Annotated in this window: 27 protein-coding genes; 17 read left to right on the plus strand and 10 right to left on the minus strand. The window is 62.4% G+C overall.

Annotated elements, in window-relative coordinates; genetic code table 11:
- Window positions 1-29 precede the first annotated feature (29 nt).
- Window positions 30-1,064 (plus strand): Hint domain-containing protein, encoded by a 1,035-nt coding sequence (locus tag ANTHELSMS3_RS07035; RefSeq protein WP_094034253.1) that lies wholly within the window; start codon window positions 30-32, stop codon window positions 1,062-1,064.
- Window positions 1,065-1,076: 12 nt separating this feature from the next.
- Here the strand turns inward: ANTHELSMS3_RS07035 and ANTHELSMS3_RS07040 are convergent, their stop codons facing one another.
- Window positions 1,077-1,415, minus strand: coding sequence for a hypothetical protein (locus tag ANTHELSMS3_RS07040; protein ID WP_094036978.1), 339 nt, complete (start codon window positions 1,413-1,415; stop codon window positions 1,077-1,079).
- A gap of 228 nt (window positions 1,416-1,643) precedes the next feature.
- On the opposite strand from ANTHELSMS3_RS07040, the gene ANTHELSMS3_RS07045 reads away from it, so the two are divergent.
- Window positions 1,644-2,693 (plus strand): transporter substrate-binding domain-containing protein, encoded by a 1,050-nt coding sequence (locus ANTHELSMS3_RS07045; RefSeq protein ID WP_094036979.1) that lies wholly within the window; start codon window positions 1,644-1,646, stop codon window positions 2,691-2,693.
- Between the two features lie 45 nt (window positions 2,694-2,738).
- On the opposite strand, the gene dapD is transcribed toward ANTHELSMS3_RS07045, so the two are convergent.
- Both dapD and ANTHELSMS3_RS07055 read right to left on the minus strand, forming a co-directional pair.
- Window positions 2,739-3,566 (minus strand): 2,3,4,5-tetrahydropyridine-2,6-dicarboxylate N-succinyltransferase, encoded by an 828-nt coding sequence (gene dapD, locus ANTHELSMS3_RS07050; RefSeq protein ID WP_094034254.1) that lies wholly within the window; start codon window positions 3,564-3,566, stop codon window positions 2,739-2,741.
- Window positions 3,567-3,655: 89 nt separating this feature from the next.
- Entirely contained in the window at window positions 3,656-4,573 is a 918-nt protein-coding gene (locus ANTHELSMS3_RS07055; protein WP_094034255.1) for a threonine/serine dehydratase, read from the minus strand.
- Between the two features lie 97 nt (window positions 4,574-4,670).
- Between ANTHELSMS3_RS07055 and ANTHELSMS3_RS07060 the strand changes: the two genes are divergently transcribed.
- Entirely contained in the window at window positions 4,671-5,513 is an 843-nt protein-coding gene (locus ANTHELSMS3_RS07060; protein ID WP_094034256.1) for a TIGR00730 family Rossman fold protein, read from the plus strand.
- Window positions 5,514-5,576: 63 nt separating this feature from the next.
- On the opposite strand, the gene ANTHELSMS3_RS07065 is transcribed toward ANTHELSMS3_RS07060, so the two are convergent.
- Window positions 5,577-7,445 carry a polysaccharide biosynthesis protein gene (locus ANTHELSMS3_RS07065; protein ID WP_094034257.1) on the minus strand — a complete coding sequence of 623 codons (1,869 nt, stop codon included), beginning with the start codon at window positions 7,443-7,445 and terminating at the stop codon, window positions 5,577-5,579.
- 367 nt (window positions 7,446-7,812) lie between these two features.
- Here ANTHELSMS3_RS07065 and ANTHELSMS3_RS07070 point away from each other — a divergent pair, with 367 nt between their 5' ends.
- Window positions 7,813-8,835: an aspartate-semialdehyde dehydrogenase gene (locus tag ANTHELSMS3_RS07070; protein ID WP_094034258.1), complete on the plus strand. Its 1,023-nt coding sequence runs from the start codon at window positions 7,813-7,815 to the stop codon at window positions 8,833-8,835.
- 247 nt (window positions 8,836-9,082) lie between these two features.
- Window positions 9,083-9,442 carry a hypothetical protein gene (locus ANTHELSMS3_RS07075; protein ID WP_254694871.1) on the plus strand — a complete coding sequence of 120 codons (360 nt, stop codon included), beginning with the start codon at window positions 9,083-9,085 and terminating at the stop codon, window positions 9,440-9,442.
- A gap of 12 nt (window positions 9,443-9,454) precedes the next feature.
- On the opposite strand, the gene ANTHELSMS3_RS07080 is transcribed toward ANTHELSMS3_RS07075, so the two are convergent.
- Window positions 9,455-10,096, minus strand: a complete 642-nt coding sequence (locus tag ANTHELSMS3_RS07080; protein WP_094034259.1) for a carbonic anhydrase — start codon at window positions 10,094-10,096, stop codon at window positions 9,455-9,457.
- A gap of 146 nt (window positions 10,097-10,242) precedes the next feature.
- Here ANTHELSMS3_RS07080 and ANTHELSMS3_RS07085 point away from each other — a divergent pair, with 146 nt between their 5' ends.
- The 4 genes from ANTHELSMS3_RS07085 (at window position 10,243) to speB (ending at window position 13,982) form a co-directional block, all read left to right on the plus strand.
- Complete coding sequence (locus ANTHELSMS3_RS07085) at window positions 10,243-10,623, plus strand: hypothetical protein (protein ID WP_254694872.1); 381 nt, start codon at window positions 10,243-10,245, stop codon at window positions 10,621-10,623.
- An 86-nt stretch (window positions 10,624-10,709) separates the two neighbouring features.
- Window positions 10,710-12,095, plus strand: coding sequence for a leucyl aminopeptidase family protein (locus ANTHELSMS3_RS07090; protein WP_094034260.1), 1,386 nt, complete (start codon window positions 10,710-10,712; stop codon window positions 12,093-12,095).
- On the plus strand, window positions 12,095-12,958 hold the full coding sequence (locus ANTHELSMS3_RS07095; RefSeq protein WP_094034261.1) for a C40 family peptidase: 864 nt from the start codon (window positions 12,095-12,097) through the stop codon (window positions 12,956-12,958). Before ANTHELSMS3_RS07090 ends, ANTHELSMS3_RS07095 begins: the two co-directional genes overlap by 1 nt.
- A gap of 61 nt (window positions 12,959-13,019) precedes the next feature.
- On the plus strand, window positions 13,020-13,982 hold the full coding sequence (speB, locus tag ANTHELSMS3_RS07100) for an agmatinase (RefSeq protein WP_094034262.1): 963 nt from the start codon (window positions 13,020-13,022) through the stop codon (window positions 13,980-13,982).
- 49 nt (window positions 13,983-14,031) lie between these two features.
- Here the strand turns inward: speB and ANTHELSMS3_RS07105 are convergent, their stop codons facing one another.
- Window positions 14,032-14,373, minus strand: coding sequence for a DUF2794 domain-containing protein (locus ANTHELSMS3_RS07105; protein ID WP_094034263.1), 342 nt, complete (start codon window positions 14,371-14,373; stop codon window positions 14,032-14,034).
- 114 nt (window positions 14,374-14,487) lie between these two features.
- Between ANTHELSMS3_RS07105 and paaI the strand changes: the two genes are divergently transcribed.
- The gene (paaI, locus tag ANTHELSMS3_RS07110) at window positions 14,488-14,940 is read left to right on the plus strand and encodes a hydroxyphenylacetyl-CoA thioesterase PaaI (protein ID WP_094034264.1); all 453 of its coding nucleotides are present in this window, start codon (window positions 14,488-14,490) and stop codon (window positions 14,938-14,940) included.
- Window positions 14,941-14,973: 33 nt separating this feature from the next.
- Window positions 14,974-16,278 carry a phenylacetate--CoA ligase PaaK gene (gene paaK / locus ANTHELSMS3_RS07115; RefSeq protein ID WP_094034265.1) on the plus strand — a complete coding sequence of 435 codons (1,305 nt, stop codon included), beginning with the start codon at window positions 14,974-14,976 and terminating at the stop codon, window positions 16,276-16,278.
- Window positions 16,279-16,318: 40 nt separating this feature from the next.
- On the opposite strand, the gene ANTHELSMS3_RS07120 is transcribed toward paaK, so the two are convergent.
- Window positions 16,319-17,596: a DUF2330 domain-containing protein gene (locus ANTHELSMS3_RS07120; protein WP_094034266.1), complete on the minus strand. Its 1,278-nt coding sequence runs from the start codon at window positions 17,594-17,596 to the stop codon at window positions 16,319-16,321.
- A gap of 254 nt (window positions 17,597-17,850) precedes the next feature.
- Between ANTHELSMS3_RS07120 and ANTHELSMS3_RS07125 the strand changes: the two genes are divergently transcribed.
- A complete protein-coding gene (locus ANTHELSMS3_RS07125) occupies window positions 17,851-19,005 on the plus strand; it encodes a phosphoserine transaminase (protein WP_094034267.1) in 1,155 nt (384 codons plus the stop codon).
- Between the two features lie 89 nt (window positions 19,006-19,094).
- On the plus strand, window positions 19,095-20,696 hold the full coding sequence (gene serA, locus ANTHELSMS3_RS07130) for a phosphoglycerate dehydrogenase (protein ID WP_094034268.1): 1,602 nt from the start codon (window positions 19,095-19,097) through the stop codon (window positions 20,694-20,696).
- 73 nt (window positions 20,697-20,769) lie between these two features.
- On the opposite strand, the gene ANTHELSMS3_RS07135 is transcribed toward serA, so the two are convergent.
- Window positions 20,770-21,225 (minus strand): GFA family protein, encoded by a 456-nt coding sequence (locus ANTHELSMS3_RS07135; protein ID WP_094036982.1) that lies wholly within the window; start codon window positions 21,223-21,225, stop codon window positions 20,770-20,772.
- 154 nt (window positions 21,226-21,379) lie between these two features.
- Here ANTHELSMS3_RS07135 and ANTHELSMS3_RS07140 point away from each other — a divergent pair, with 154 nt between their 5' ends.
- Window positions 21,380-22,105 carry a metallophosphoesterase family protein gene (locus ANTHELSMS3_RS07140; RefSeq protein WP_094034269.1) on the plus strand — a complete coding sequence of 242 codons (726 nt, stop codon included), beginning with the start codon at window positions 21,380-21,382 and terminating at the stop codon, window positions 22,103-22,105.
- On the opposite strand, the gene ANTHELSMS3_RS07145 is transcribed toward ANTHELSMS3_RS07140, so the two are convergent.
- Both ANTHELSMS3_RS07145 and ANTHELSMS3_RS07150 read right to left on the minus strand, forming a co-directional pair.
- Entirely contained in the window at window positions 22,085-23,851 is a 1,767-nt protein-coding gene (locus ANTHELSMS3_RS07145; RefSeq protein WP_094034270.1) for a SulP family inorganic anion transporter, read from the minus strand. The two genes, ANTHELSMS3_RS07140 and ANTHELSMS3_RS07145, sit on opposite strands and share 21 nt — an antisense overlap.
- A 51-nt stretch (window positions 23,852-23,902) precedes the next feature.
- A complete protein-coding gene (locus ANTHELSMS3_RS07150; protein WP_094036983.1) occupies window positions 23,903-24,145 on the minus strand; it encodes a beta-lactamase hydrolase domain-containing protein in 243 nt (80 codons plus the stop codon).
- Here ANTHELSMS3_RS07150 and ANTHELSMS3_RS07155 point away from each other — a divergent pair.
- The 3 genes from ANTHELSMS3_RS07155 to ANTHELSMS3_RS07165 all read left to right on the plus strand — a co-directional run bounded on the left by ANTHELSMS3_RS07155 (window position 24,099) and on the right by ANTHELSMS3_RS07165 (window position 26,408).
- Window positions 24,099-24,398 (plus strand): hypothetical protein, encoded by a 300-nt coding sequence (locus ANTHELSMS3_RS07155; protein WP_157733431.1) that lies wholly within the window; start codon window positions 24,099-24,101, stop codon window positions 24,396-24,398. The genes ANTHELSMS3_RS07150 and ANTHELSMS3_RS07155 overlap by 47 nt on opposite strands.
- Window positions 24,395-24,829, plus strand: a complete 435-nt coding sequence (locus tag ANTHELSMS3_RS07160) for a universal stress protein (RefSeq protein WP_094034272.1) — start codon at window positions 24,395-24,397, stop codon at window positions 24,827-24,829. The genes ANTHELSMS3_RS07155 and ANTHELSMS3_RS07160 overlap by 4 nt, the downstream gene beginning before the upstream one ends.
- Window positions 24,830-24,890: 61 nt before the next feature.
- A complete protein-coding gene (locus ANTHELSMS3_RS07165; protein WP_439098671.1) occupies window positions 24,891-26,408 on the plus strand; it encodes an alanine/glycine:cation symporter family protein in 1,518 nt (505 codons plus the stop codon).
- Window positions 26,409-26,419: the final 11 nt, after the last annotated feature.

Below are 26,419 nucleotides of genomic sequence, written 5' to 3' on the forward strand. Positions count from 1 at the left end.
TGTGTCAACGGTAAGGGCTGCGGGGCAAAATGGGTTGGATTGCGGTATCGGGGGCGGGTGCGCATTGGGTCGATCCGGACTGGCAGGCGGGGGCGGCGGACCGTCTTTTGCCGCGTGGCACTGTGATGGTCGAGGCCACGTTGGGCGGCGGGAAGCGGCCGGAACGGCTGTTGTCGATTGACCGGGTGTTGCCGTGGCCCGGTAGCCTGTCGCTGACGATGGTGGCGGGGCAGGGGCTGGCGCTGGTGATCTCGCAAGGGGCGCAGGTGTTTCAGTGCGTGCTGCCGCTGGCGGTGGAACAGCGCGAAGAGGTGCTGCGCATCAGTTTCGCCTGGGACAGTCCGGCGCGGCGTGGGCGGTTTGCGGTCGAACGGGCGGATGGCACGGTGCTGGCGGTACAGGACTCCGACGCGCCGTCGCCGCTGACGGGGGGCGATGTGCTGGCCTTGCAGGGGGCGGGCTGTTGCGCGCTGTCGGATGAGGTCGAACCGCTGGGGCCGGTGCCGACGCTGGCGGGCGACACGCAGGTGGCCACGCCGCAGGGGCCGCGGCGGGTGGCGGATCTGCGCTGTGGCGATACGGTTGTGACCCATGCGGGCGCGGCGGTGCCGGTGCTGGCGCAGGTCTCAAGGACGGTTCCGGCGATGGGGACGTTCCGCCCGGTGCGGCTGCAGGTGCCGTATTTCGGGCTGAACAAGGATCTGATCGTGGCCCCCGGTCAGTGCCTTGTGGTGGCGGGGGCGGACGTGTCCTATCTGTTTGGATGTGAGGCGGTGCTGGTGCCGGCCGCCGGGTTGGTGAACGGGCGCGCAGCGGTGTTTGAGGACAGCGGCCCGCTGGTCACATGGCATCAGGTGCTGTTGCCGGGGCACGAGGCGATGGTCTCTGCCGGGGCGGGCATCGAGAGCCTGTATGTCGGGCGGTTGCGGCGGCGGCGGGATTTTCTGCGCGATACGCTGCTGGCGGATGTACCTGCGGGGTTGATGCCGGAACACGGCGGCACCGCGCTCAAGGTGCTGGCCCCGTTCGAGGCGGTGACGCTGGCCGAAAGCCGCGCCGCCTGAACGCGCCGCGCGTCAGTCGTTGAAGGGCGTCACCTGTGCGACGATCACGGCGTTTTCGGCGCGCGCACGGTCCATCAGCGCGGCCTCTTCGTCGTCGATCTCGTGGCCTTGGGCCTCACGCTCTTCGCGGGTGCCATAGCCGGTGACGTCCAGCGGGGCCATATCGGCCTGTTTCAGGATCGCCACGGTTTCACGCACGGCCTCTGCCTCATCCACGCCGGAGGCATAGCACATGAGCGCGGCGCCGGTGGATTTGGCGGGCAGGCCGTCGCCGTTCTTGCGCCCGACCTCGACCAGCAGGGTGTAGACCTGTTGTGGTTTCTTGTCGGCTTTGGGCTTTTTGTCGGCCATGACGGCACCCCCTTTGGTTGCGGCGAGAGCGATGCGCTTTTGCGTCCCGGCTGTCAAGCGGCGCACCGTGGTCATTGTGCGTGCAGTTTTGGGCAGAAACGGCCCTATCGCGTAGCTGCCCGGCAACTGTTTTGGTATCGCACGGATTGAATGTTGCTTGCCACGGTCCTGACGTGGCAAGCAACATGCGCCCGGCGGTTCCAGGGGGCCGCGCAGCCCGGAGACACGATGACCACCTCTTTCCGCAAATATGGCCTATTTTTGGCGCTGATCCTGATGCCGTTGTGTGCAAGCGCGCAGACGTTGGTTTTTTCAACTGTAGAGCGCCCGCCCTTTGCGATGAATGCACCAGAGCATGACGGGTTCAGCATTGCCCTGATGCAACGGATCGCGGCGCAGATCGGCCGCGACGTGCAGTTTGAGACCGCAGGCAGCTTTGCCGAGATGCTGGACCGCGTCCGCAACGGCGAGGTCGACGGGGCCATCGCCAATATCTCGATCACCGCCGTGCGGGAGGCGGAGATGGATTTCACCTTGCCGATCTTTGAAAGCGGGGTGCAGATCATGGTGGCGGGCGCGGCGGAAAACTCTTTCTGGCAGCAGATCTTCACGCTGGAGGTGGCAGCGTACATTCTGCTGGCCATTGCCGCGCTGTTTGGCGGCGGCATGTTGATGTGGGTCTTTGAGCGCCGCGCCCAGCCCTATTTTGAACGGCCCGCGCGCGAAGCGATGTTCCCGAACTTTTGGTGGGCGCTGAACCTAGTGGTCAACGGCGGCTTTGAAGAGCGGATGCCGCGGTCTGCCCTTGGCCGTGTTCTGGGCGTGGTGCTGGTGGTGGCCAGCTTGTTTGGCGTGTCGATCTTTGTGGCGCGGATCACCGCCGCCATGACCGTCACCGCGCTGACAAGTTCCATCGATTCAATCAACGATCTGGACCGGCGGCGGGTCGGAACGGTCACAGGGTCCACCGCAGCGCTGTTTCTGGATGGGCGCGAGGTGCGCCACAACGCCTATCCCGGCTTTGCCGAGATGATCCGAGCCTTTGAAGACGGCGAGGTCGAGGCGTTGGTGTATGACGGTCCGTTGTTGCGCTATTACCTGCTGCGCTCACCGCAGAGCGACGCCTATGTTCTGGACCGGGTGTTCCGGTCCGAGGATTACGGCATTGCGTTGCCGACCGGCAGTCCGCTGCGCGAGTCGATCAATCAGGCCATCCTGCAACTGCGGGAATCGGGAGAGTACGGCGCGCTGGTCGACGCGTGGTTCGACGATCGCTGATGGGGGCAGGGGCGCAGGGCCCCCGCCGCCGGAATGTGTCGCGGATCAGTCGCGCAGCAGTTCGTTGATGCCGGTCTTGGACCGGGTCCGCTCATCCACGCGTTTCACGATCACGGCGCAGTACAGGTTGATGCCGTTCTTGGAGGGCATCGAGCCTGCGACGACGACGGAGTAGGGCGGAACCTCACCGTACATCACTTCGCCGGTTTCGCGGTCGACGATCTTGGTCGACTGGCCGATGAAGACGCCCATGCCAAGAACCGATCCTTCGCGGACGATGCAGCCCTCGACCACCTCGGATCGAGCGCCGATAAAACAGTTGTCCTCGATGATGGTCGGGCCTGCCTGCATCGGTTCCAGAACGCCGCCGATGCCGACGCCGCCGGACAGGTGGACGTTCTTGCCGATCTGCGCGCAGGAACCGACGGTGGCCCATGTATCGACCATGGTGCCCTCATCGACATAGGCGCCGAGGTTCACAAACGACGGCATCAACACCACGCCGGGTGCGAGATAGGCGGATTTGCGCACGATACAGTTAGGGACGGCGCGGAACCCTGCGGCCTTCCACTGGTTGTCGCCCCAGCCTTTGAACTTGCTGTCGACCTTGTCCCACCAGCCCGCGCCTTGCGGTCCGCCTTCCTGCTGTTCCATGTCCTTGATGCGGAAGCCCAGCAGCACGGCCTTTTTCGCCCACTGGTTGACGTGCCATGTGCCGTCGTCGCCGCGTTCGGCCACCCGCAGCTTGCCACTGTCGAGCGCGTTCAGCGTGTCCTCGATGGCGTCGCGGGTTTCACCCGTGGTCGACGGGGTAATGTCTGCCCGGTTTTCCCAGGCGGCCTCGATGGCGGTTTCAAGCTGTGCGTTGGACATGGTGCCCTCTCCCCTCGGAATACGTTCCGATGCCCTATAGCGGTCCTGTCGTGGCGGAACAATCCTCCGCCACGCCTTCACCATGGGCCTTATCCCAGCGGATCGGGGGCGATGTTGCCGCCGCACAGCAGCACCGCCACCCGTTCGTCTGGGGCGGGGATGTAGGCACCGCTGATCAGCGCGGCCAGTGCGCAGGCCCCGGCGGGTTCGACCAGCAGGCGGTGCGCTTGCCACAGGAGGCGCTGGGCGTCGGTGATGGCCGTGTCCGTGACAGTGACGACCGGGGTGGCGTGCTCTCGCGCGAGGTCAAAGCAGATCTGACCGATGCGGCGCGCGCCAAGCGCGTTGGCGGCCACGCCCGAGACGCTGACATCCACCGGTGCGCCTGCTGTCATCGCGGCGTGGAGCGTGTTGCAGGAGGCGGGTTCAACGGCGACGATCTTGCGCGCGCCTTGGTTCCACGCCAGAGACCCGCCGATCAGCCCGCCGCCGCCCACGGCGATCAGTACGGTGTCGGCATCCAGCCCCTGTGCTTCCCATTCGCGCAGGCAGGTGCCTTGGCCCGCCACGGTCAGCGGGGCGTCGTAGGCGTGGACCTGCATCGCGCCGTGCCGTTGCTCATGGCGTTTGGCCATGTCCAGCGCATCGGCGTATTCGCCGGGCACCACGGTCAGGTCGGCCCCGGTGCGTTCGATCAGGGCAATCTTGGCGGGACCGGCGATCTCGGGGACAAAGATCTGCGCCTTGTGGCCCAGACGGTGCGCGGCAAACCCCACCGCCGCGCCATGATTGCCACCCGAGGCGGCGACCACCCCGCCTGCGGGCACATCAACGGCACGCAGGGTGTTGAACGCGCCGCGCGCCTTGAAACTGCCGGTGTGTTGCAGATGCTCCAGCTTGATCGCGACGGGACGCTCCCAGAGCGCATCCGTGGTCATGATAGGGGTGGTCACGGTATAGCCGCTGATCCTGTCGGCGGCTGCTTTGATCTCGGCTTTCCAATTCATCGGCTGTCCTGCGGTGATGGGGGCGTATGTTCGCGGTAACTGGCGCTTTGGAGCGGCACGCTATAGTTCTGAGGAAAGGCGAACAAGGAGCCGCACAATGAAAGACGACCGCCGCAGCCCGCTGCGCAATGCGCATACGGACCGCGATACCGCAAAGCAAATCCCGGAAACCCAGCAGACGCTGTCCCCCAGCTATCGGCTGGCCTTTGCGGATGATGAATTCCTGTACCGCGATGAGTTGCGCCCGGTGCGTCTGCAACTGGAATTGCAGAAGTTCGAGATGCTGATGGACGAACACGGCATCGACTCGACCGTTGTGTTGTTTGGCGGCGCGCGTATCCCGGCCCCGCCGGACAAGGATACGGCGCGGACCAAGACGCTGGCCGATCTGTCGCGGTTCTATGACGAGGCGCGTGAATTTGCGCGGTTGATGACGGCCAAGTCCAAGGAAACCGGCAACCGCGACTTTGTGATCGTGACCGGCGGCGGCCCCGGTGTCATGGAGGCGGGCAACCGTGGCGCGCATGATGAGGGCGGCCAGTCCATCGGGTTGAACATCGTGCTGCCTCACGAGCAAGCGCCCAACCCCTATGTGACCCCTGACCTTGCGTTCAACTTTCACTATTTCGCCATTCGCAAGATGCACTTTCTGATGCGGGCGCGGGCGATCTGTGTGTTTCCCGGCGGGTTCGGCACACTGGATGAGTTGTTCGAGACGCTGACCCTGATCCAGACGGGCCGCATGCAGCGGGTGCCGCTGTTGCTGTTCGGGCGCGAATTCTGGGAGCGGATCATCAACTGGGACGCACTGGCCGAGGCAGGCACGATCAGCCCCGAGGATCTGGACCTGTTCCGCTTTGTCGAAAGCGCGGCAGAGGCGGTCGAACTGGTCGAAAACTGGGGTCCGGCGGACACGCGGACCGATTTGCCGGACCGCTAAGGTCTGGGCCTATTTCGAGGCTTGTGTCTGGCCTGTGAGACGGGTTTTCGGTGAAAACCTGTCTCAGCTGGATTGCGCGGCTTCGTCCAGTTCGGCCTGTTCGACCCAGCGTGAGATGACCGCCCGCGCCGCCCCCTCATCGCGGGTTTCGATGGCCTGCCGCAGATCCTTGATCGCGGTGGCCACTTCGAACTCTGACAGAAAGATTTCCTGCGCGCGCAGGATCTTTGTGTGTGGGGTGGTCAGCATGTCAGAGGAAATCAGCAGCTCTTCATGCAGCTTTTCGCCGGGACGCAGGCCGGTGATCTTGATCTCGATGTCGCCTTGGGGGGTGTCTTCGTCGCGGACAGTGAACCCGGCGCCTTCGATCATCTGGCGGGCCAGTTTGCGGATCGGAACCGGATCGCCCATGTCGAGCACAAAGACATCGCCACCGCGGGCAAACGACCCGGCCAGCAGGACCAGCCGCGCCGCCTCTGATATGGTCATGAAATAGCGGGTGACCTGCGGGTCCGTCAACGTGACCGGACCGCCACGCAGGATCTGTTCCTCAAACAGCGGGATGACAGATCCGGACGAGCCGAGCACATTGCCGAACCTGACCATGGAAAATCGGGTGCCGGGGGTGCGGGCGGCCAGATCCTGGACCACCAGTTCCGCCAACCGCTTGGACGCGCCCATGACGTTGGTCGGGCGCACCGCCTTGTCCGTCGAGACAAGGATAAACCGGTCAACCCCGGCAGAGCGGGCGGAATCCGCTAGGATCTTGGTGCCCAGTACGTTGTTGCGCAGGCCGGACAGCACATTGTTTTCAACCAGCGGCAGATGTTTGTAGGCGGCGGCGTGCAGCACCACGTCGATGTCGTTTTCGACCAGCACTTCGCGCATCAGCCGTTCGTCCACAACCGACCCCAGCACCGGCACGATATGCAGCCCGTCGCCTATATCACGCAGTTCTTTGTCGATGTTGTAGAGCGCCAGTTCAGAGTGATCGACCAGCACGACGCAATCGGGTTTGCAGGCAATCAACTGTCGGCAAAGCTCTGAACCGATGGAACCGCCCGCACCAGACACCAGAATGCGGCGGCCAGAGTAGACGTGGCTGACGCCGGGCAGTTCGCTTTCCAGCCGGCTGCGGCCCAGCAGATCAAGGAGCGATACCGGAGTGACCTGTTTGCGGATCTCACCTTCGCCGACCATGGCGGCGAAAGAGGGCAGGGCGTGGACCTCACATCCGATATGGCGCAGCTTGTGCGCGATGCGTGCCAGCGCGGGCTGGCTGATCGACGGCATGGCAAGGACAACGCGGTCGATGTCCTTTTCCAACACCAGCGTCTTGAGGCTGGAGGGGGCATGGACGCGCAGGCCCGCGACAATCAGGCTTTGCAGCGTGGGATTATCGTCGATGAAGGCCACCGGCAGGATGGCATCGTCATGACGCAACGCGGCGACCAGCTGTTGACCGGTCTGCCCTGCGCCGTAGATCAACACCCGCACGCGGTCCTTGCCGTGGCGATAGATGTTCAGCGTGACCTGCCGCAGGATGATCCGCCAAGAGGCGGACATGACCAGCACGAGCAGCGCAAAGATCACAAATGCTCCGACTGGCAGGCCCGTTCTCATGACGGTGTTCAGGCCAAAGCCCAACACGCCCAAAATCCCGGCATAGGTTGCAGTCCGGATCACGCCGCGCATCTCGTAGGCGTTGAGCGTGATCCGGGTCAGGCTCAGCGACCAACCCGCAGCAACGCCGGTGCCGGTTAGCAGGATCACCATGGGCAGGAGGGCGGACAAGGTCAGTTGATCGCTTGTGCCAGAGGTCGACAGGACAAGCGCGGCAATCATCGCCAACGGAACGACCAAAGCGTCCATCAGGATGAAAAGCAGTTGCTTTTGCGTCCGGGACAGGGCCATCACGAGGTTGTAGAACATTCTGCCGTGTCCCATGTCGATACGTTCCGGGAGCCTATCTGCCGGGTTCGAAACGAGGCTGGTCTTGCGCCAGGCTTGGCCGTTTCGTCGACGAGGACAACTCCGCTTTTTTCTGTCTTAGGTTACTCAACCGCAAGCAAGCAAGCCGCTTATTTCTGCGGTTGCGAGTACAAGCGGATTATCACCAGGGGGGCATGCCGGTTTTTCGGGCGAATTTGAGCGTAATTCGGGTCGGTTGCCCGTTGAAGTGGCGGTGGAGCAACGAATGGGGGCTTTCGCCCATGCTGCGCCTGCGATATGACACGCGCCATTCCGCTGGCCGTGCGATCCGCGCGTGGGTGGCGGCGCAACCCCTAAGGAGGGCCATATGGGCTACCGTATTGTCGTCGTTGGTGCCACGGGCAACGTGGGCCGCGAAATGCTCAACATCCTCGCCGAGCGGGCGTTCCCCGTCGACGAGATCGCCGTACTCGCCTCGCGCAAATCGCTGGGCACAGAGGTGAGCTTTGGCGACAAGACCCTCAAGACCAAGGATCTGGCCACTTTCGATTTCACTGGCTGGGACATCGCCCTGTTTGCCGTCGGCTCTGGCCCGACCAAAGAATTCGCGCCCAAGGCCGCCGCGGCGGGCTGTGTCGTGATCGACAACTCGTCCTTGTATCGCTACGACCCGGACGTTCCGCTGATCGTACCGGAAGTGAACGCCGACGCGGTCATGGGCTACACCAAGAAAAACATCATCGCGAACCCCAACTGTTCGACGGCGCAAATGGTCGTCGCGCTCAAGCCACTGCATGACCGCGCGCGGATCAAGCGTGTTGTCGTCTCGACATACCAGTCGGTGTCCGGTTCAGGCAAAGAAGGCATGGATGAGCTGTGGGAGCAGACCAAGGCGGTCTACAACCCGACCAAGGACGTGCCGCCGACCAAGTTCACCAAGGAAATTGCCTTTAACGTGATTCCGCACATCGACGTCTTCATGGAAGACGGGTCCACCAAGGAAGAGTGGAAGATGGTGGCGGAGACGAAAAAGATCATCGACCCCAAGATCAAGGTCACAGCCACCTGTGTGCGGGTGCCGGTCTTTGTTGGCCACTCCGAGGCGATCAACATCGAGTTCGAGGATCATCTGGACGAGGATGAGGCGCGCGACATCCTGCGCGAGGCCCCCGGCATCATGGTGATCGATAAGCGTGAGGATGGCGGCTACGTCACTCCCAAGGAATGCGTCGGCGATTTCGCCACCTTCATCAGCCGCATCCGTCAGGACAGCACCATCGACAACGGTCTGAACCTGTGGTGCGTCAGCGACAACCTGCGCAAGGGCGCGGCGCTGAACGCGGTGCAGATCGCCGAAGTTCTGGGCCAGAAGGCGCTGAAAAAGGGCTGAGTGCCCGACCGCGCGCTGCAAGGCCGCGCGACGTGAAATTGACCTGAAACAGGCCCGCGCCCCCCGGCGCGGGCCTGTTGTCATTTCAAATGTAGGTAAAACAGGCATCGCGCCGTGTGCCCCTGCGATCGCACGCCGGATTAAGGGCTTGTTTGCGCTTTAGGAAGAATCCTTTGACTGGGCGTGAGGTTGCCGCAGTTTTGCCGCATTTGCGTGCCACGGTTTTTGGATCGGTAAGGATGCGATCATGCTACAGGCAGCACTTTCCCAGGCCAACGGGCCAAATTCCCCCAAATCTTCGGGCCTGCCAAGGCCGCTCGACAGTGAAGCACTGGCGTTGTTGCGTTTGTTTCTCGCCCCGATCCTTGAGGGGGCCAAGAACTGGCAGACCTTGTCCGAGCAGCTGGCGCGCAAGGGGTTTGGGCTGACGTTTCGGCGGGGCCAGATGGTGATCCTGAACGATACTGGCGAAGGGCTGTGTACCGGCAGTGATCTGGGCGTCCCGCTGGCCAGGCTGGCAAAGCGCATCGGCCGCCCCCGCGTGCGGGCACATCGCACAGGGCAGGCGGGCGAACTGGCATCGTCCAGTCTGGCGCAGAAGGCCTAGTCAAATACCGTTTTAGACCGGGGCAAAGATCCCGGTCTTGCCGTCCAGTGTGTGCAACCCGCCCTCACCGATGTCGACCCATAGGCCATGCAGGCTGAGTCGGCCGGATTCGACCGCCTCTTTCACAAAGGGGAAGGTCATGAGGTTGCGCAGCGACACGGACACCGCCTCTTTTTCAAGCGCGTGCGGCATGTCAGCATGGCCTTTCACGGTCTCATAGCCGGGGCGCAGGATGTCCATCCAGCGGCCTACGAAAGAGGCGGTTTCCTCCAGTTCCGGCGCACGGCCTTCGCACATGTCCAGACAGCCCTGCACACCGCCGCAGTTGGAATGGCCCAGCACAATCAGATGCGCCACCTTGAGCGCCATGACGGCATATTCCACCGCCGCCGAAGTGCCGTGATGCTGACCGTCGGGTTCATAAACCGGAACAAGGTTGGCGATGTTACGGTGAATAAAGAACTCTCCCTGGTCCGCCCCAAAGATAGAGGTGACATGCACACGGGAATCGCAGCATGAAATCACCATGGCGCGCGGACGTTGACCTTCGGTCGCAAGGCGTTGATACCACGCGCTGTTTTCGGCATGGGTCGTTGCTTTCCAGCCGTGATAACGTTGCACGAGAAAGCCGGGCAGGGGGCGGGCGAATTCCATTTAGGTCTCCGGTCGTCGGTTCTGATTGCCTCAAGTACGACGAATACAGAGGAAATTCGAGCGAAAACACCGATCTGGGATAACCTTTTGGGAACCTGGTTTCGTCCATGTTGCCCCCGCGTGGGAGCACATGAATGGGGTGAAACGTGAAACAGGTAACGTATCTGGCACCGGCGGAAAGTCCGGCGATGGACAGGGCGCAAATCGAAACGCTGCGTTCGGACCTTGGTCGGAGCGCAGCAGAGGGTGTGGTGTGTCGCGCGATGGAAGAATTGGCACAACGGATGTGTCAGTTGCAGACGCAGGCGCTGTCCGGTCCGCGTGAGGACATGCACAAGGGGTTGCGCGCACTGGCGGCGATTGCGGACCAGATCGGTCTGTGTTCGCTCAGCATGGTGGCGCATGACGTCGCGGCTTGCATCGAAATGGGCGATGCGGTGGCCGAGGCGGCCACATTGGCGCGACTGGCCCGCGTCGGGGAACGGTCGCTGACGGCGCTGTGGGATATCAATGAATTCACGGTCTGACGGGGCGGCGCGGGCCGCGCGATGAAATCCGCTTGCGGCGCGGCGTGCAGGCAATACGGTAAGGGCACCCTGTCAATGGAGCCTACATGCCTGACCGTTTTGCCGCGTCCGACGCGCCCGCCCTTCCGCTGCACCTGATCGAAACGGGGTCTCTGGACACCTGGCTACAGGGTCAAGACGCGCGGGTGCGCGCCTGGGTCACGGCCAGCGGGTTCACCGGCGCGCTGAACACGGCGCTGATGGTGCCGGGGGCGGATGGCACCCCCGAGGCGGCGCTTGCAGGCTATGGGACGGCAGGCCAGCGTGCACGCCAGCGGTTTGCGCTGGCCGGCGCGCTGCCCGGTTTGGCACCGGGGACGTACCATATCGCGTCGGGCCTGCCGTCCGACGCCGCCACGACCGAGGCGCTGGGCTGGCTGCTGGCAGGCTATCAGTTCACCCGCTACAGCGCCGGAACTGCTGTGCAAAAGACGCTGGTCGCCCCCGACGGTGTGGACGCCGCCCGGATCGAGGTTTTGGCCGCGGCCGAGGCATTGACCCGCGACCTGGTGAATACGCCCGCCTCTGACATGGGCCCCGAGGCGCTGGAGGCGGCAGCGCGCGATCTGGCCAACACGCACGGCGCGTCGATCGAGGTGATCACCGGCGAGGCGTTGCTGGAACAGAACTTTCCCATGATCCACGCGGTGGGCCGCGCCGCCGAACAGGCGCCGCGTCTGATCGACATGCGCTGGGGCGACACCGGGCCGATGCTGACGCTGGTCGGCAAAGGGGTCTGTTTTGATACCGGCGGTCTAAACCTGAAGCCGAGTGCGTCGATGGGGATCATGAAAAAGGACATGGGCGGGGCGGCGAACACGCTGGGCCTTGCGCAGGCGATCATGGCGCTGGGCCTTCCGGTACGGCTGCGGTTGCTGATCCCGGCGGTGGAAAACAGCGTTGCGGGCAACAGTTTCCGCCCCGGCGACATCCTGACCTCCCGCAAGGGGCTGACGGTTGAAATCAACAACACCGACGCGGAAGGGCGGTTGGTGCTGGCCGATGCGCTTGCCTACGCCGATGAGGAAACGCCCGATCTGATGATCTCGATGGCGACGTTGACGGGGGCCGCGCGGGTGGCGGTCGGGCCGGATCTGGCGCCGTTTTACACAGATGCCGAGGATTTCGCCGCCGCCCTGTCGCAGGCGGCACCCGGCGCTGCCGACCCGGTCTGGCGGATGCCGTTCCATGATCCCTATGAGCCAATGATTGAGCCGGGGATCGCCGATCTGGACAACGCGCCTGCGGGGGGCTTTGCCGGGTCGATCACGGCGGCGCTGTTCCTGCGGCGGTTCACCGGACAGGCGGCACGCTATGCCCATTTTGACATCTATTCGTGGCAACCCAAGCCAGAGCCCGGCCGCTCCAAGGGCGGGTTGATGCAGGGTCCGCGCGCCATTCTGGGCGCGCTGCCGCAGGTGTTGGAGCTATGATGGACCGTCGCCTGACCCCCTCCAATGGCCGGGTCGCGCATGTGTCGTTGCGCGGGCAGGTCGAAGCGGAATGCTTTGTCGAAGGAGAGCCTCACAGGGTGATACGCCCGGTCGCGGATCTGCTGGCAAAACCCGATGGCGGGCGCGACCGGCAATTGCTGCGCGGCGACGGTTTTCGCGTGTTGGATCTGCAGGGCGGCATGGCGTTCGGGTTTGCGCAACAAGACGGCTATACCGGCTGGATGGCAGCGGCTGACTTGATCGCCGCGCCGGTGGCCGTGGAAACGCATCGCGTCAATGCCGCGCACAGCTATGGAAAATCCACGCCGGGTCTCAAGGCGATGGGGCAGATCACGCCGCTGTCGCTGGGCACGCGACTGACGGCTCTCGAAATCACGGACGGCTGGGCGCGTGTTGCCTGGTCACAAGATTCGGCCCCACAGGATTTGTATGTGCCCAGCCAGCATCTCGTTCCTATCGACCGACTGGACAGCGATCCGGTCGCCGTGGCGGAACAGCTGCTCGGCACGCCCTATCTGTGGGGCGGCGACAGCAGCTTCGGGATCGATTGTTCCGGGCTGGTGCAAATTGCGCTGAACAGCTGCGGGCAAACCTGTCCGCGTGACAGCGACATGCAAGAGGCGCTGGGCACGGCGCTGCCCCCCGGCACGCCGCCGCAACGTGGCGATCTGATGTTCTGGAAAGGTCATGTGGCCTGGGTGTCGGACACGGATACCATACTGCACGCCAACGCGCATGCCATGGCAGTTGCCTATGAGCCGATCAATCAGGCCGTGGCCCGTATCGAATCGCAGGGCGACGGGCTTGTCATTCGCCACGCGCGCCTGTCTTCTTCTGTCTGAAAATATCCCGGGGAGCGCGAGGGGCTGGCCCCTCGCTGTCCCGCACCATCAGGAGAAAACCTTGTCCGATCCGTTTTTCCATCCCGTTTCCGGCTTCGATCTGCCACGCTTTGCCGGTGTGCCGACCTTCATGCGTCTGCCCCATGTTCCGGCGGATCATCCCCGGTTCAAAGATGTGCAGGTGGGGCTGATCGGAGTGCCTTGGGACAGTGGGACGACCAACCGCCCCGGCCCGCGCCACGGACCGCGCCAGTTGCGCGATGCCTCGACCATGATCCGCGCGCAGCATGCTTCCAGCGGGATGCGTCCGTTTGAGACGGTCAATTGTGCCGATCTGGGCGATGTCGGACCGAACCCGGCGGATATTCAGGACAGCATGGCGCGCATCACCGCGTTTTATGCGCAGGTTGTTGCGGCGGGCATCCGTCCGCTGACGGCGGGCGGCGATCACCTGACCTCACTCCCGGTGCTGCGGGCGCTGGCCAAGGATGGGCCGTTGGGGATGATCCACTTTGACAGCCACACCGACCTGTTCAACAGCTATTTTGGCGGCACGATGTACACCCACGGCACGCCTTTCCGCCGCGCGGTCGAAGAGGGGTTGCTGGACCCGAAGCGGGTGATCCAGATCGGCATTCGCGGCACGATGTACGACACAGAAGATCGCGATTTTGCCGCCGCCAATGGCATCCGCATCGTAACGATTGAGGAATTCTTTGAGCGCGGCATCGCGGATGTGATGCAAGAGGCGCGCGCCATCGTGGGCGCTGCGCCGACCTATGTCAGCTACGACATCGATTTCGTCGACCCGACTTTTGCCCCCGGCACCGGCACGCCGGAGGTGGGCGGACCGAACAGCTATCAGGCCTTGCAGGTATGCCGCGAATTGAACGGGTTGAACATTGTCGGCGCGGATCTGGTCGAGGTCTCACCGCCCTTCGACCAAAGCGGCAACACCGCCTTCCTTGGCGTGTCGATCATGTTCGAGATGCTGTGCGCGATGTTGACCCCGACCAAGGGCTGACCCGGCGTTGAGCCGCTGGTGAGACGATCTTTCGATGAAAGATCGTCTCTTACTTGACCGCGCGGATCAGTTTGCGTTCCAGCACACGCAGCACGGCGCGCAGGTCATGTCCGCGTTTCAGAACCTGACCCTCCATCCCGTAGATCGCGTATTCGCCCTGTTTGCTGCGCAGTTTCGGGCGTTTCTCAATCCGGTACAGCGGGTTCTCGGCAGTGCGGCGAAAGATGGAAAACACCGCCACCTCGCGTAGTGACGAGATGCCGTAGTCGCGCCATTCACCGGCGGCGACCATGCGTCCGTAAAGCGATAAGATCACGTTGAGCTCGGCCCGTTGAAAGGCAACCACTTCTGGCGCGGGCCCCTGTCCGGGGAAGGGTGTCAAGCTGTTCATGATGCCAGAGTTGCGCTCTTCGGCCCATAAATCAAGGGGGTAGAGACGGGGTTTCAATTTACTTGACCGTGCGGTCGGTTTTAGGCAGTGTCGCCGCATCGAGGGAGGAGCACCATGACACCGCAGGAACGCGCCACGCGCGCAGCCGAGGCCATGTGGGCCGACGACGCTGCAAGTCAGCAGATGGGTATGCGGATCGAAGAGATCGCGCCCGGTCGGGCCGTTCTGTCGATGGAGGTCCAGCCGCATCACCTGAACGGGCACAAGATCTGTCACGGCGGTTTCATCTTTACCCTTGCCGACAGCGCCTTTGCCTTTGCCTGCAACAGCTACAATCGCCTGACCGTCGCGCAGGAAAACCAGATCACCTTTCTGGCGCCCGGACAGCCCGGTGAACGGCTGACCGCGACGGCACAGGAACAGGCGCTGACCGGGCGGTCCGGCGTCTATGATGTGACCGTGACCGGCGGTGACGGGCGCAAGGTGGCGCTGATGCGGGGCCTGTCGCGCACGGTGAAGGGCCAGCTGTTTCCCGAAGACGATTTGACCCTGCAAGACGGCGCCTGAGGCGCCTGCCGTTCCCATCCCGGAGGAGACCAGATGGAAGACTTGACCCCGTCCAAGGACAGCCTTGATGCGATTGAAATCGCTTCGCGCGATGAAATTTCGGCCTTGCAGCTGGATCGCCTGAAATGGTCGCTGCGCCACGCCTATGACAATGTCGCGCATTATCGCGACAGTTTTGACGCGGCGGGGGTACATCCGGACGACCTGACCTCATTGTCGGATCTGGCAAAGTTTCCGTTTGCGGTGAAATCCGATCTGCGGGCGACCTACCCGTTTGGCATGTTTGCCGTCCCGCGCGATCAGGTGCGGCGCATTCATGCCTCATCCGGGACCACCGGGCAGCCGACGGTTGTGGGGTATACCGCCAATGATCTGGACAGTTGGGGCACGGTTGTCGCGCGGTCGCTGCGCGCGGCGGGGCTAAAGCCCGGCGATGTGCTGCACAACGCCTATGGGTACGGGCTGTTCACCGGCGGCATGGGCATCCATCTGGGTGCGGACAAGTTGGGTCTGGCCACGGTGCCGATTTCTGGCGGCATGACACAGCGTCAGGTGCGCCTGATCGAGGACTTCGGTGCCACCGGGATCACCGTCACGCCGTCCTATTCGCTGTCGATCATCGATGAATATGTGGCGCAGGGGCTGGACCCGCGCAAATCGCCACTCAAGGTCGGGATCTTCGGGGCAGAGCCGTGGACCAACGCCATGCGGCTGGAGATCGAAGACGCCTTTGATATGCATGCGGTCGATATCTACGGGTTGTCAGAGGTGATGGGGCCGGGTGTTGCCAGCGAATGCGTCGAGACCAAGGATGGCCTGCACATCTGGGAAGACCATTTCTATCCCGAGATCATCGACCCAGAAACAGGTGAGGTGTTGCCGGATGGGGAGCTGGGCGAACTGGTCTTTACCTCGCTGACCAAAGAGGCGTTTCCGGTGATCCGTTACCGCACGCGCGACCTGACGCGGCTGTTGCCGGGGACGGCGCGGACAATGCGGCGGATGGAAAAGGTGACGGGCCGGTCGGATGACATGATCATCCTGCGCGGCGTCAACGTCTTCCCGACCCAGATCGAGGAACAGCTGATGACGGTGCGCGAACTGGCCCCGCATTTCCAGTTGGAGCTGAACCGGGTTGGTCACAAGGATGAGATGCGCGTCAAGGTTGAGACATTGCCGGACACGGTCGAACTGGGCGATCAGGCGGGCCGCGAACTGGCGGCGCGGGTCAAGCAGGTGGTCGGTGTGTCGGTCAAGGTGGACGTGGCCGCGCCGGGTGGCGTGGAACGCAGTCAAGGCAAGGCCGTGCGGATCGTCGACAACCGCCCAAAGGAATAAGGGATCGGCGCCCCGTCCTTCGGGGCGCCGGACTTCCGGATCAGCGATACTCTGACGGGACTGAGGCGCGGGCCTTTTCCAGCAAATCGGCCTCGTCCCAGCCGGTCAGGCGCGCCAGCGCGCGCGCCTCATCCAGCACGCGGGCCTTGGTGCGCAGGACATAGTCCTTGCCCGCCTCGCAGGTCATTTCACCGGTGTAGGGGTGGTTCATCACATAACGGCCCTGAAAGTTCTGCCGGTCTTCGGTGGCGCGAAAGAACACGTCTTCGGCCATCTGGTCGCCCTCATAGCGGGCGTGCAGCCGGGTGACATAGACGTTCTGGCCGGACAGCGGGCCGGTGCCGGTCTCTTCGGGCAGCCAGTCGACCCCCAGTTCCGCCAGTTGCGCATTGGTCAGCGGATCGGCGGCGCAGGGGTCACACCATGCCATGTCCCATGCGTATTCGACCACGATGCCGCCCTCATCCGGGGCGGCCTGCGCAAAGAGCGCGCGGTAGAACTCGCCAAATTCGTCTTCGACAAACAGCGGGACATCCATGTTGCTGGGCAGTTGGACGGGGACATAATTCGTCGGCACCACGCGGCCGGTGCGCGACAGCATGAAGAACAGCGCATCCTGCGGACCGTCGGCGTTCAGCTTGCCCAGTTGGATCGGCAGCATGAAATCCTTGGAGGTGAATTCGATCTGAAGTGGTGGCAGTTCCTTGGTGTCGGCGGCCTCATGCCGTTCAAGGTTCACACCGGCGACAAAGAATTTCATCCCGCCATCGATGTACTGTTGCAGCGTCGCCTCTCCGCCATCGGGCATATTGTAGCCCTCTCCGGTCAGGAAGGTGACCAGACCGTCGGACTGCTCGGCCCCTAGGATCAGGATGTCATAGGTGCCGACCGCATATTCCGCTTCGATCGTGACACCCAGCGCACGGGCGCGCACGGCCAGCGGCGGCGCGGCCTCATTCACGACGGCGGTCATGGAGATCATTGGCCGCGGGATGGGCGAGCAGGGGTCGCGGTCATGATATTCGACAAGGCGCGGTGCGGTGTAATCGTCCAGGTGCTGGACGGTCTCTGCCTCGACGGTGCGGATCTGGTCGCGCAGCAGCACACGGGGCGTGGGCACGATCAGGGCAAAATCCGAAGGTGCGCCACGATAGTCCGAGGACATGGTGATCACCGACCTGTCGCCGTCGCGGACAAAGACAACCTTAGAGCTTTCGTTGAACAGCGATCCGTCTGCCTTGGCGACGTAAAAGCCGCAAAAGGCCTGCGCCGAGGCGGCAAGAGATGAGAGCAATAGGGCAAGAAAAATGCGTGTCATGAAGATCTCCGGCAAATGCTTGAGACGTCAGCCTAGCACAGGTGGCGCGTTCGATAAGGGATTCGCTGATGGTGCGCCGGGACGGGCGGTTTGTTTCCGATGCGCGTCGGGCGTGTGTTGCTGAGGGGGAAATCCGACGCAATGGCCGCTGAATCCGACGTGATTCCGACTTGCCGCCGTGTGGGCGGTGGCGTAGATGCGTCCGTGGGACACCCCTCCCCAACGAGGGGCATCTATCTGGAAGGTTAGCAGATATGACTACGACTGCACCGGCAACGCGGCCGGCTAATCCGCGTTTCTCCTCTGGCCCCTGCGCCAAGATCCCCACATTCACGCTTGAAAAGCTGGCGGATGCCGCCCTTGGCCGCTCGCACCGTGCGAAGATCGGCAAGGATAAGCTGAAGGCCGCGATCGAAGAGACGCGTGAGCTTTTGAACATTCCCGCCGACTACCGGATCGGCATTGTGCCGGCCTCGGACACTGGCGCCGTCGAGATGGCGATGTGGTCGCTGCTGGGGGCCCGCAAGGCGACGATGGTTGCTTGGGAAAGCTTTGGCGCGGGCTGGGTCACGGATGTGGTCAAGCAGTTGAAAATCGACGCCGAAGTGAAGATCGCCGAATACGGCGAGATCGTTGATATGGCGGCGCTGGATTACAAAACCGACGTTGTGTTCACATGGAACGGCACCACTTCCGGCGTGCGGATGCCTTCGGGCGACGCGATCCCGGCGGACCGCGAAGGTCTGACCATCTGCGACGCGACCTCTGCCGCCTATGCGATGGACCTTCCCTGGGACAAGCTGGATGTGACCACCTTCTCCTGGCAGAAGGTGCTGGGCGGCGAAGCGGCGCATGGGATGCTGATCCTGAGCCCGCGTGCCGTTGAGCGGCTGGAAAGCTACACCCCCGCATGGCCGCTGCCCAAGATTTTCCGCCTGACCAAAGGCGGCAAGCTGATCGAGGGTATCTTTGTCGGTGAGACGATCAACACGCCGTCGATGCTGGCGGTTGAGGATTACCTTGTGGCGCTGGACTGGGCGCGCTCTGTCGGTGGCCTGAAGGGGCTGATCGCGCGGGCCGATGCCAATGCGAAAGCCATCTGGGATTTCTGCGCGGCGCGCGACTGGATCGATAACCTTGCCGTGGATGCGGCGACACGGTCGAATACCTCTGTCTGCCTCAAGTTCACCGATGCGCGCATCACCGACGGTCCGGTCTTTGCCAAGGCCGTGGCCAAGCGGCTGGAGGCCGAAGGTGTGGCGCTGGACGTTGGCGCCTATCGTGATGCGCCTGCCGGTCTGCGGATCTGGTGCGGCGGCACGGTTGAAACCTCGGACGTCGAGGCGATGCTGCCGTGGCTGGAATACGCCTTTCACGCCGAGATCGAGGCGCTGTCGCAAGCGGCCTGACACCACATGCCCCGGGCGTGACCCGGGGCCTCTTTCCCATTCCATCCTTCCAGCAGGAGGCCCCGGATCAAATCCGGGGCGCGTAGCACATGACCGCACCCAAAGTTCTCATTTCCGACAAACTCTCTGACGCCGCCGTTCAGATCTTTCGCGATCGCGGGATCGACGTGGATTTCCTGCCCGACGTGGGTAAGGACAAGGACAAGCTGGCCGAGATCATCGGCCAGTATGATGGCCTTGCCATTCGTTCGGCCACCAAGGTGACGCCGACGATCCTTGAGCATGCCACCATCCTCAAGGTCGTGGGTCGCGCGGGCATCGGCACCGACAACGTCGATAAGGAAGCCGCGTCCAAGAAGGGCGTGATCGTGATGAACACGCCGTTCGGCAACATGATCACCACCGCCGAACACGCCATCGCGATGATGTTCGCCGTGGCGCGCCAGATCCCCGAGGCATCGGCCTCGACCCACGCCGGCAAGTGGGAAAAGTCCAAGTTCATGGGCGTCGAGCTGACCGGCAAGACACTGGGCGTCATCGGCGCGGGCAACATCGGCGGCATCGTTTGTGACCGTGCGCGCGGCCTGAAAATGAAGGTCGTGGCCTATGATCCCTTCCTGAGCGAGGAAAAAGCCAAGCAGATGCAGGTCGACAAGGTCGATGATCTGGATGAGCTGCTCAAGCGCGCCGATTTCATCACTCTGCATGTGCCGCTGACCGATCAGACCCGCAATATCCTGTCCAAGGAGAACCTTGAAAAGACCAAGAAAGGCGTGCGGATCATCAACTGTGCGCGTGGCGGTCTGGTCGATGAGACCGCTTTGGCAGAGCTCATCAAGTCGGGTCATGTTGCCGGAGCGGCCTTTGACGTCTTCGCCGAGGAACCCGCCAAGGAAAATCCGTTGTTCGGTCTGCCGAACGTGGTCTGCACCCCGCACCTTGGGGCGTCGACCTCTGAGGCGCAGGAAAACGTGGCGCTGCAAGTGGCTGAGCAGATGTCCGATTACCTGATGACCGGCGCTGTGCAAAACGCGCTCAACATGCCGTCTGTGACTGCCGAAGAGGCCAAGGTCATGGGCCCGTGGATCAAGCTGTCCGAACATCTGGGTGCCTTCATCGGTCAGATGACCGATGAGCCGATCAAGGCCATCAACATCCTCTATGATGGTGAGGCCGCCACGATGAACCTGCAGGCGCTGAACTGCGCCGCTATCGCCGGGATCATGAAGCCGATGAGCTCTGACGTGAACATGGTGTCCGCGCCGATCATCGCCAAAGAGCGCGGCATCAAGATCTCGACCACCAATCAGGCGCAATCCGGTGCGTTCGAGGGCTATATCAAGGTGACGGTTGTCACGGATAAGCGCGAGCGTTCCATCGCGGGCACGGTGTTCAGCGACGGCAAGCCGCGGTTCATCCAGATCAAGGGCATCAACATCGACGCCGAGGTGGGGGCGCACATGCTGTACACCACCAACACCGATGAGCCGGGTATCATCGGCGCACTGGGCCAGACCATGGGCCGCAACGGTGTGAACATCGCGAACTTTACCCTTGGCCGCAAGGATGCGGGCGGTGAGGCGATTGCGCTGCTGTATGTCGATGAGCCGGTCCCGGCCGAGGCGCGGGCGCAACTGGCAGAAACCGGCCTGTTCAAACAGATCAAGCCGCTGCAATTCGACGTGGTCTGATACCTGCGATCCCTTGCCGGATCGACGCAACCCTCTCCCGCCTGCCGGGAGGGGTTTTTTCTTTGCTTGGGGGTTAGCCGCGTGTGGCGTAGGCCGCCACTAGGGTTTCGAACTGGTCCATCGGCGGCCATGCCTCATAGCTGTGCTCAACCGGGACGTGGACCCAAGGCAGTTTCTCGCGGGTCATCGTTTCGATGAAGGGCTTAAACCACGTCGTGTCATCAAACATCGTCGGGCGCACGTTTACGAAGTCATCATAGGCGGTAATGCGGGTGAACATCCACGTCATGCAGTAGGGGCAAGCCATGTGGTCCTGATCGGGGCCATGGGTGCCGCAGACAACCGGCTCTCCCTGCGTGACCTCCAGCGCGCCGGATGGCACCATGACGGTCAGGGAAAAGGCACTGGACGACATCTTTTGACAGCCGCGACAGTGACACACGGAAGTCATCAGCGGCGGCGCGGTGATGCAGATATGGACGCGGCCACAGCGGCAAGATCCTGTGAGGGGCAGGGTGGGGGCAGACATGACAGTCTCCATGTTGGTGAGATGCTGCCAGTTTAGGCATCGCCATGTGTGCATTCCAGAGGGAGCGGTGCCATTGGCCCGAAATAGTGCCGTTGTAGGCAACGGGTAACGGCGCGGACTGGCCGTGCGTGGGCGATCATGCTAACCGGCATTCATGATCGACACACTCTACGCCATCGGCGACATTCACGGCCAGTTGGCCATGCTGGAAGACGCTTTAGACCGGATCGAACGCGATGGCGGTCCCAACGCGCGCATCGTCTTTCTGGGCGACTATGTCGATCGCGGACCGAACTCACGCGGGGTGATCGAACGGCTTCGTCAGGGATTGGCGGAGGGGCGTAACTGGATCTGTCTCAAGGGCAACCATGACCGTCTGTTCGAATGGTTTGTTGCCCCGCCCGTACCCCGGCAGGATTCGCATCTGCTGATAGGGTATCACTGGTTTCATGAACGGCTCGGCGGGCTGGAAACGGCGCAATCCTACGGTGTCGATGTGCCGGAGCGAATCCGCCAGAAAGAGCTGGCGGCCGAGTTTCGGGCCGCGCTGCCGGACGGGCATCTGGCGTTCTTGCAGGGCCTGCAACTGTCGCACCGCGAGATGGGCAAGTTTTTTGTCCACGCGGGGGTGCGTCCCGGCGTGCCGCTGGCGGACCAGGACGAGGAAGACCTGCTGTGGATCCGGCAGGAGTTTCTGGAAGACACCCGCGACCATGGCGCGTTGATCGTACACGGTCATACGCCGGTCAAGGCTCCAGAACTAAAGCCAAACCGGCTGAATCTGGACACCGGGGCCGGATACGGCCGCCCGATGTCCATTGCGGTTTTTGAAGCCGACGAAATCTTTGCGCTTGGGCGGTCAGGCCGCGTCCGTCTCTGAGGCATCCGGCGCGGGTGGTTTTGGCTGTTCCAGCGCCTGCCAGGCGTCGTATTGCGACAGGAATACCCGTCCCGTCAGATCGTCGAGGAAATGCGACCGTTGCAGGCGGTCCATCACCGGGCCTTTGACCTCTGACAGGTGCATCTGGATGCCCATTTCCGACAGGCGGCGGTTCAGTTCCTCCAGCGTTTCCAGCGCGCTCATGTCGACCTCGTTCACGGCGGGGAACATCAGCACAACATGTTGGATCGGTTCATCGCAGGCGACGCGGCCCAGCACATAATCCTCAAGAAAGCGCGCATTTGCGAAGTACAGGCTTTCGTCGACGCGCAGCGTGACAAGGTGCGGGTGGGTTTCGACCTTGTGCCGATTGATGTTGCGGAAATGATGGGTACCCGGCACCAGCCCGACCTCTGCCACATGGGGGCGCGATGTCTGGTACAGGTGTAGCCCGATCGAAATCAGAACCCCCGATGAGACCCCTATTTCAACGCCAAACCCAAGGGTGAGGGCGATGGTTGCAAAGACGGCGGCGAAATCGACCTTGGAATAACTCCAAGCCCTTTTCAGGATCGAGAAATCGACAAGGCCCAGAACCGCGACGATGATCGTGGCGGCCAGCGTGGCCTTGGGGAGAAAGAACAGCAGCGGCGTCAGCAGCAGGGCCGCGATGCCGATACCAATAGCGGTAAAGGCACCCGCCGCCGGGGTCTCGGCGCCCGCGTCAAAGTTCACGACCGACCGGGCAAAACCACCGGTGACCGGATAGCCGCCCGATACGGCGGCGGCGACGTTCGACGCGCCAAGGCCGATGAGTTCCTGATCGGGTTGGATGCGCTGGCGTTTCTTGGCGGCCAAGGTTTGCGCGACAGAGACGGATTCGACAAAGCCGATGATGGAGATCAGCACGGCGGACAGGAACAACTGGTTCCACAGGTCCGGCGACAGTGAGGGCATGGTCAGCGGTGGCAGGCCGGTGGGCACCTCGCCAACGATTTTGACGCCCGCATTTTGCAGGCCGAACAGCCATGTGACAAGCGTCGTGACAGCAACGGCACCGACCGGCCCGGCCTTGGCCAGCACGTCGGCAAGGCGCGGCTTTAGCCCCGCAGCCAGCAGGCGCGGCTTTAGCCCCTTGCGGACCCAGAACAGAAAGGCGGTCGCGCTGACGCCGATCACAAGGGTGATAAGGCTGGTCTGCGACAGGTTCTCGAACAGAGATCCGACGACCGTGATCAACGTGTGGCCATGCGCCTCGATCCCGAAGATATGTTTAAGCTGAGAGGCGGCGATCAGCACGCCCGAGGCGGTGATGAACCCGGCAATCACCGGATGCGACAGGAAGTTGGCCAGAAAACCCAGCCTGAGCACGCCCAGCACCAATAGCAGCGCGCCAGAGATAAAGGCCAGCGTCCCGGCGGCCAGCGCGATCTGGGCCGGGTCCGACAAGCCCAGATTGCCGATGGCGGCGGCGGTCATCAGCGAGACGACCGCGACGGGACCAACTGCCAGCGCGCGGCTGGTGCCGAAGATCGCATAAGCCACCAGCGGCAGGATCGACGCATACAGCCCCATCTCGGCGGGCAATCCAGCCAGCAGCGCATAGGCCAGCGACTGCGGGATCAGCATGATCGTCACGATGACGGCGGCCAGAATGTCGGATGAGGCAGTGTCGCGGTTGTACTCTTTTGCCCATGTCAGGATGGGCAGGTACTGGGTAAAGGTCTGGGCCGAAATACGGGGCATGGCGTTTCCTGGGTCCGGGTCAGGGGCGGTTCCCCGAGTCACGTTTGAACCTCATATATATTCACAAAGCGGAATTTGAAAGAGCCGATAGCGCGTCTCTATCCCCTTGGCCCGCTCCGCATCAAAGATGTCATCACCAGCCGGCCCATCAGCGCCTTCGCCGTCGGGACGGTTGCAAATGATAGACCGACACCCGGCAGTCGCGATGGCCTGCAGATGGTCAGCCGTGATCTGGGGCGAAGCGGTGATGTCTGCTGTGATCTTGCGGAATTCCTTGGCGCGCTCCTCCGGCAGTCAGGCAGCAATATTGCCAGAAATATACATTCCTAACACTGAATTCGTTGTGGACCAGAGGGTCACAGGGCGACTTCACGATGCGCGAAAAAAGGAACATCTGCGCAAAAATGACAAAAATGTTACATCATCAGCGAAATTCCGGGCAATCCGGGCGGTTTGGCGGGGCAATTCGGTGAAATTGCCCGCCGCGCTGCTGATAGCCTTCTTTCAGCCGAAAAGGCGGAACAGGGAAAAGGAAAAACAAGAATGACGGACAAGTTTGTCGTCGGATTTGACGGCAGCGAGGCGGCGCAACGCGCGCTGGATTTCGCTTTGGAACGCGCGTCGGCGCAGGGGGCGACCGTGATTATCGCGCATGTATTGGAATGGTCTCCCTATTCCTTTTTGACGCCGACAGAAATCGAAGAGCGTCACAAGCGGCGCACAGAGGAATTGGACCGCGCCGAAAAATCGTTGATTGCGCCCGCCAAGGCAGCGGTCGAGGGCCGGGGCGTGCCGGTCGAGACGGTCCTGCGCTATGGTCACATCGCCGATACGCTGTGCGATGTCGCGAAAAAGCAAAATGCCGCGCAATTGTTCATTGGACGCAATGGCCACTCTCCATTCGGCAGCCGGGTGTTCGGATCCGTCGCCGGATCTCTGGTCCAGACGGCCCCCGTGCCCTGCACCATCGTCCCTTGAGCGCCGACCAGAACAGGACAGACACATGACAAGATTTGCATCCCGCCTGGCGCTTGCCGCCATGGCTCCAACCTTGATGGCCAGTGCTGCGGCCGCGCAGGAAGCCTCTATCGACCAAAAGATCAACGACGCCTTTGCCGGTGCAACCGGCTGGTTTGTGAACTTTATCTTCAGCCCGTTTCCGGGCACCAGCTTTCCCTGGATCGTGGCCTGGTTGGTGGTCGCGGCCACCGTGTTTACCATCTACTTCGGGTTTATCCAGTTTCGCGGGTTCGGCCATTCCATCGCCTTGGTCAAAGGCGACTATTCTGACCCGGACGATGCGGGTGAGGTCAGCCACTTTCAGGCGCTGGCAACCGCGCTTTCGGGCACCGTGGGTTTGGGCAATATCGCCGGTGTTGCGGTGGCTGTCGGTATCGGCGGACCGGGGGCGACATTCTGGATGATCCTCGCCGGTCTGATGGGCATGGCATCGAAATTCACCGAATGTACGCTGGGCGTGAAATACCGCAATGAATACCCGGACGGTACCGTTTCAGGTGGTCCGATGTATTACCTGACAAAGGGTTTTGCGGAACGCGGCCTGCCGGGTGGCAAGATCCTTGCGGTGATGTTCTCGGTCTTCTGTATCCTCGGCGCATTTGGCGGCGGAAACATGTTTCAGGCCAATCAGGCGCATCAGGCGCTCACCGGCGTTCTGGGCGAATTCCCCGGCTATATCACTGGCGTGATCTTCGCGATTGTCGTCTTCGTGGTGATTGTCGGCGGGTTGAAGTCGATTGCCTCTGTGACTGAAAAGGTCGTGCCCTTTATGGCGGCGATTTATGTCGGTTCCGCGTTGATCATCCTGATCATGAACGCAAACATGATCGGTTGGGCCTTTGGTCAGATCTTTGCCGGTGCATTCACCGGGCTGGGTGTTGCGGGTGGTATGGTTGGTGCGTTGATCCAAGGCTTCAAACGGGCGGCTTTCTCGAATGAGGCGGGCGTCGGGTCGGCAGCAATTGCACACTCTGCCGTGCGTACCAAAGAGCCAGTGACAGAGGGCTTTGTGTCCTTGCTGGAACCGTTCATCGACACGGTGGTGATCTGTACCATGACCGCGCTGGTTATCATCATCACCCAGCAGTTGGTGATCGATGAGGCAACAGGCATCTATCTGCTGAACGAGGCGGGTACAGCGATCAGAACAGTCGGTGACACGTCGGGCGTTGGTCTGACGGCCGCAGCCTTTGGCAGCGCGTTTAGCTGGTTCCCGACAATTCTGGCGATTGCGGTGATCCTGTTTGCCTTCTCGACCATGATCAGCTGGTCCTACTACGGGCTGAAGGCCTGGACCTACCTGTTCGGCGAAGGCAAGGCCAAGGAGATCACGTTCAAGGTCATCTTCTGCATCTTCGTCATCATTGGCGCCTCGGCCAGCCTTGGCCCGGTGATCGACTTCTCCGACGCGGCGATCTTTGCCATGGCGGTTGTGAACGTCTTTGGCCTGTACTTCCTGATGCCGATCGTCAAGCGCGAGGTTGACAGCTATCTGTCGCGACTGAAGACGGGTGAGATCAAGAAGTTCACGCACTGATACAGTGTGGT

It is taken from the genome of Antarctobacter heliothermus, assembly GCF_002237555.1.
Lineage (GTDB): Bacteria > Pseudomonadota > Alphaproteobacteria > Rhodobacterales > Rhodobacteraceae > Antarctobacter > Antarctobacter heliothermus_B.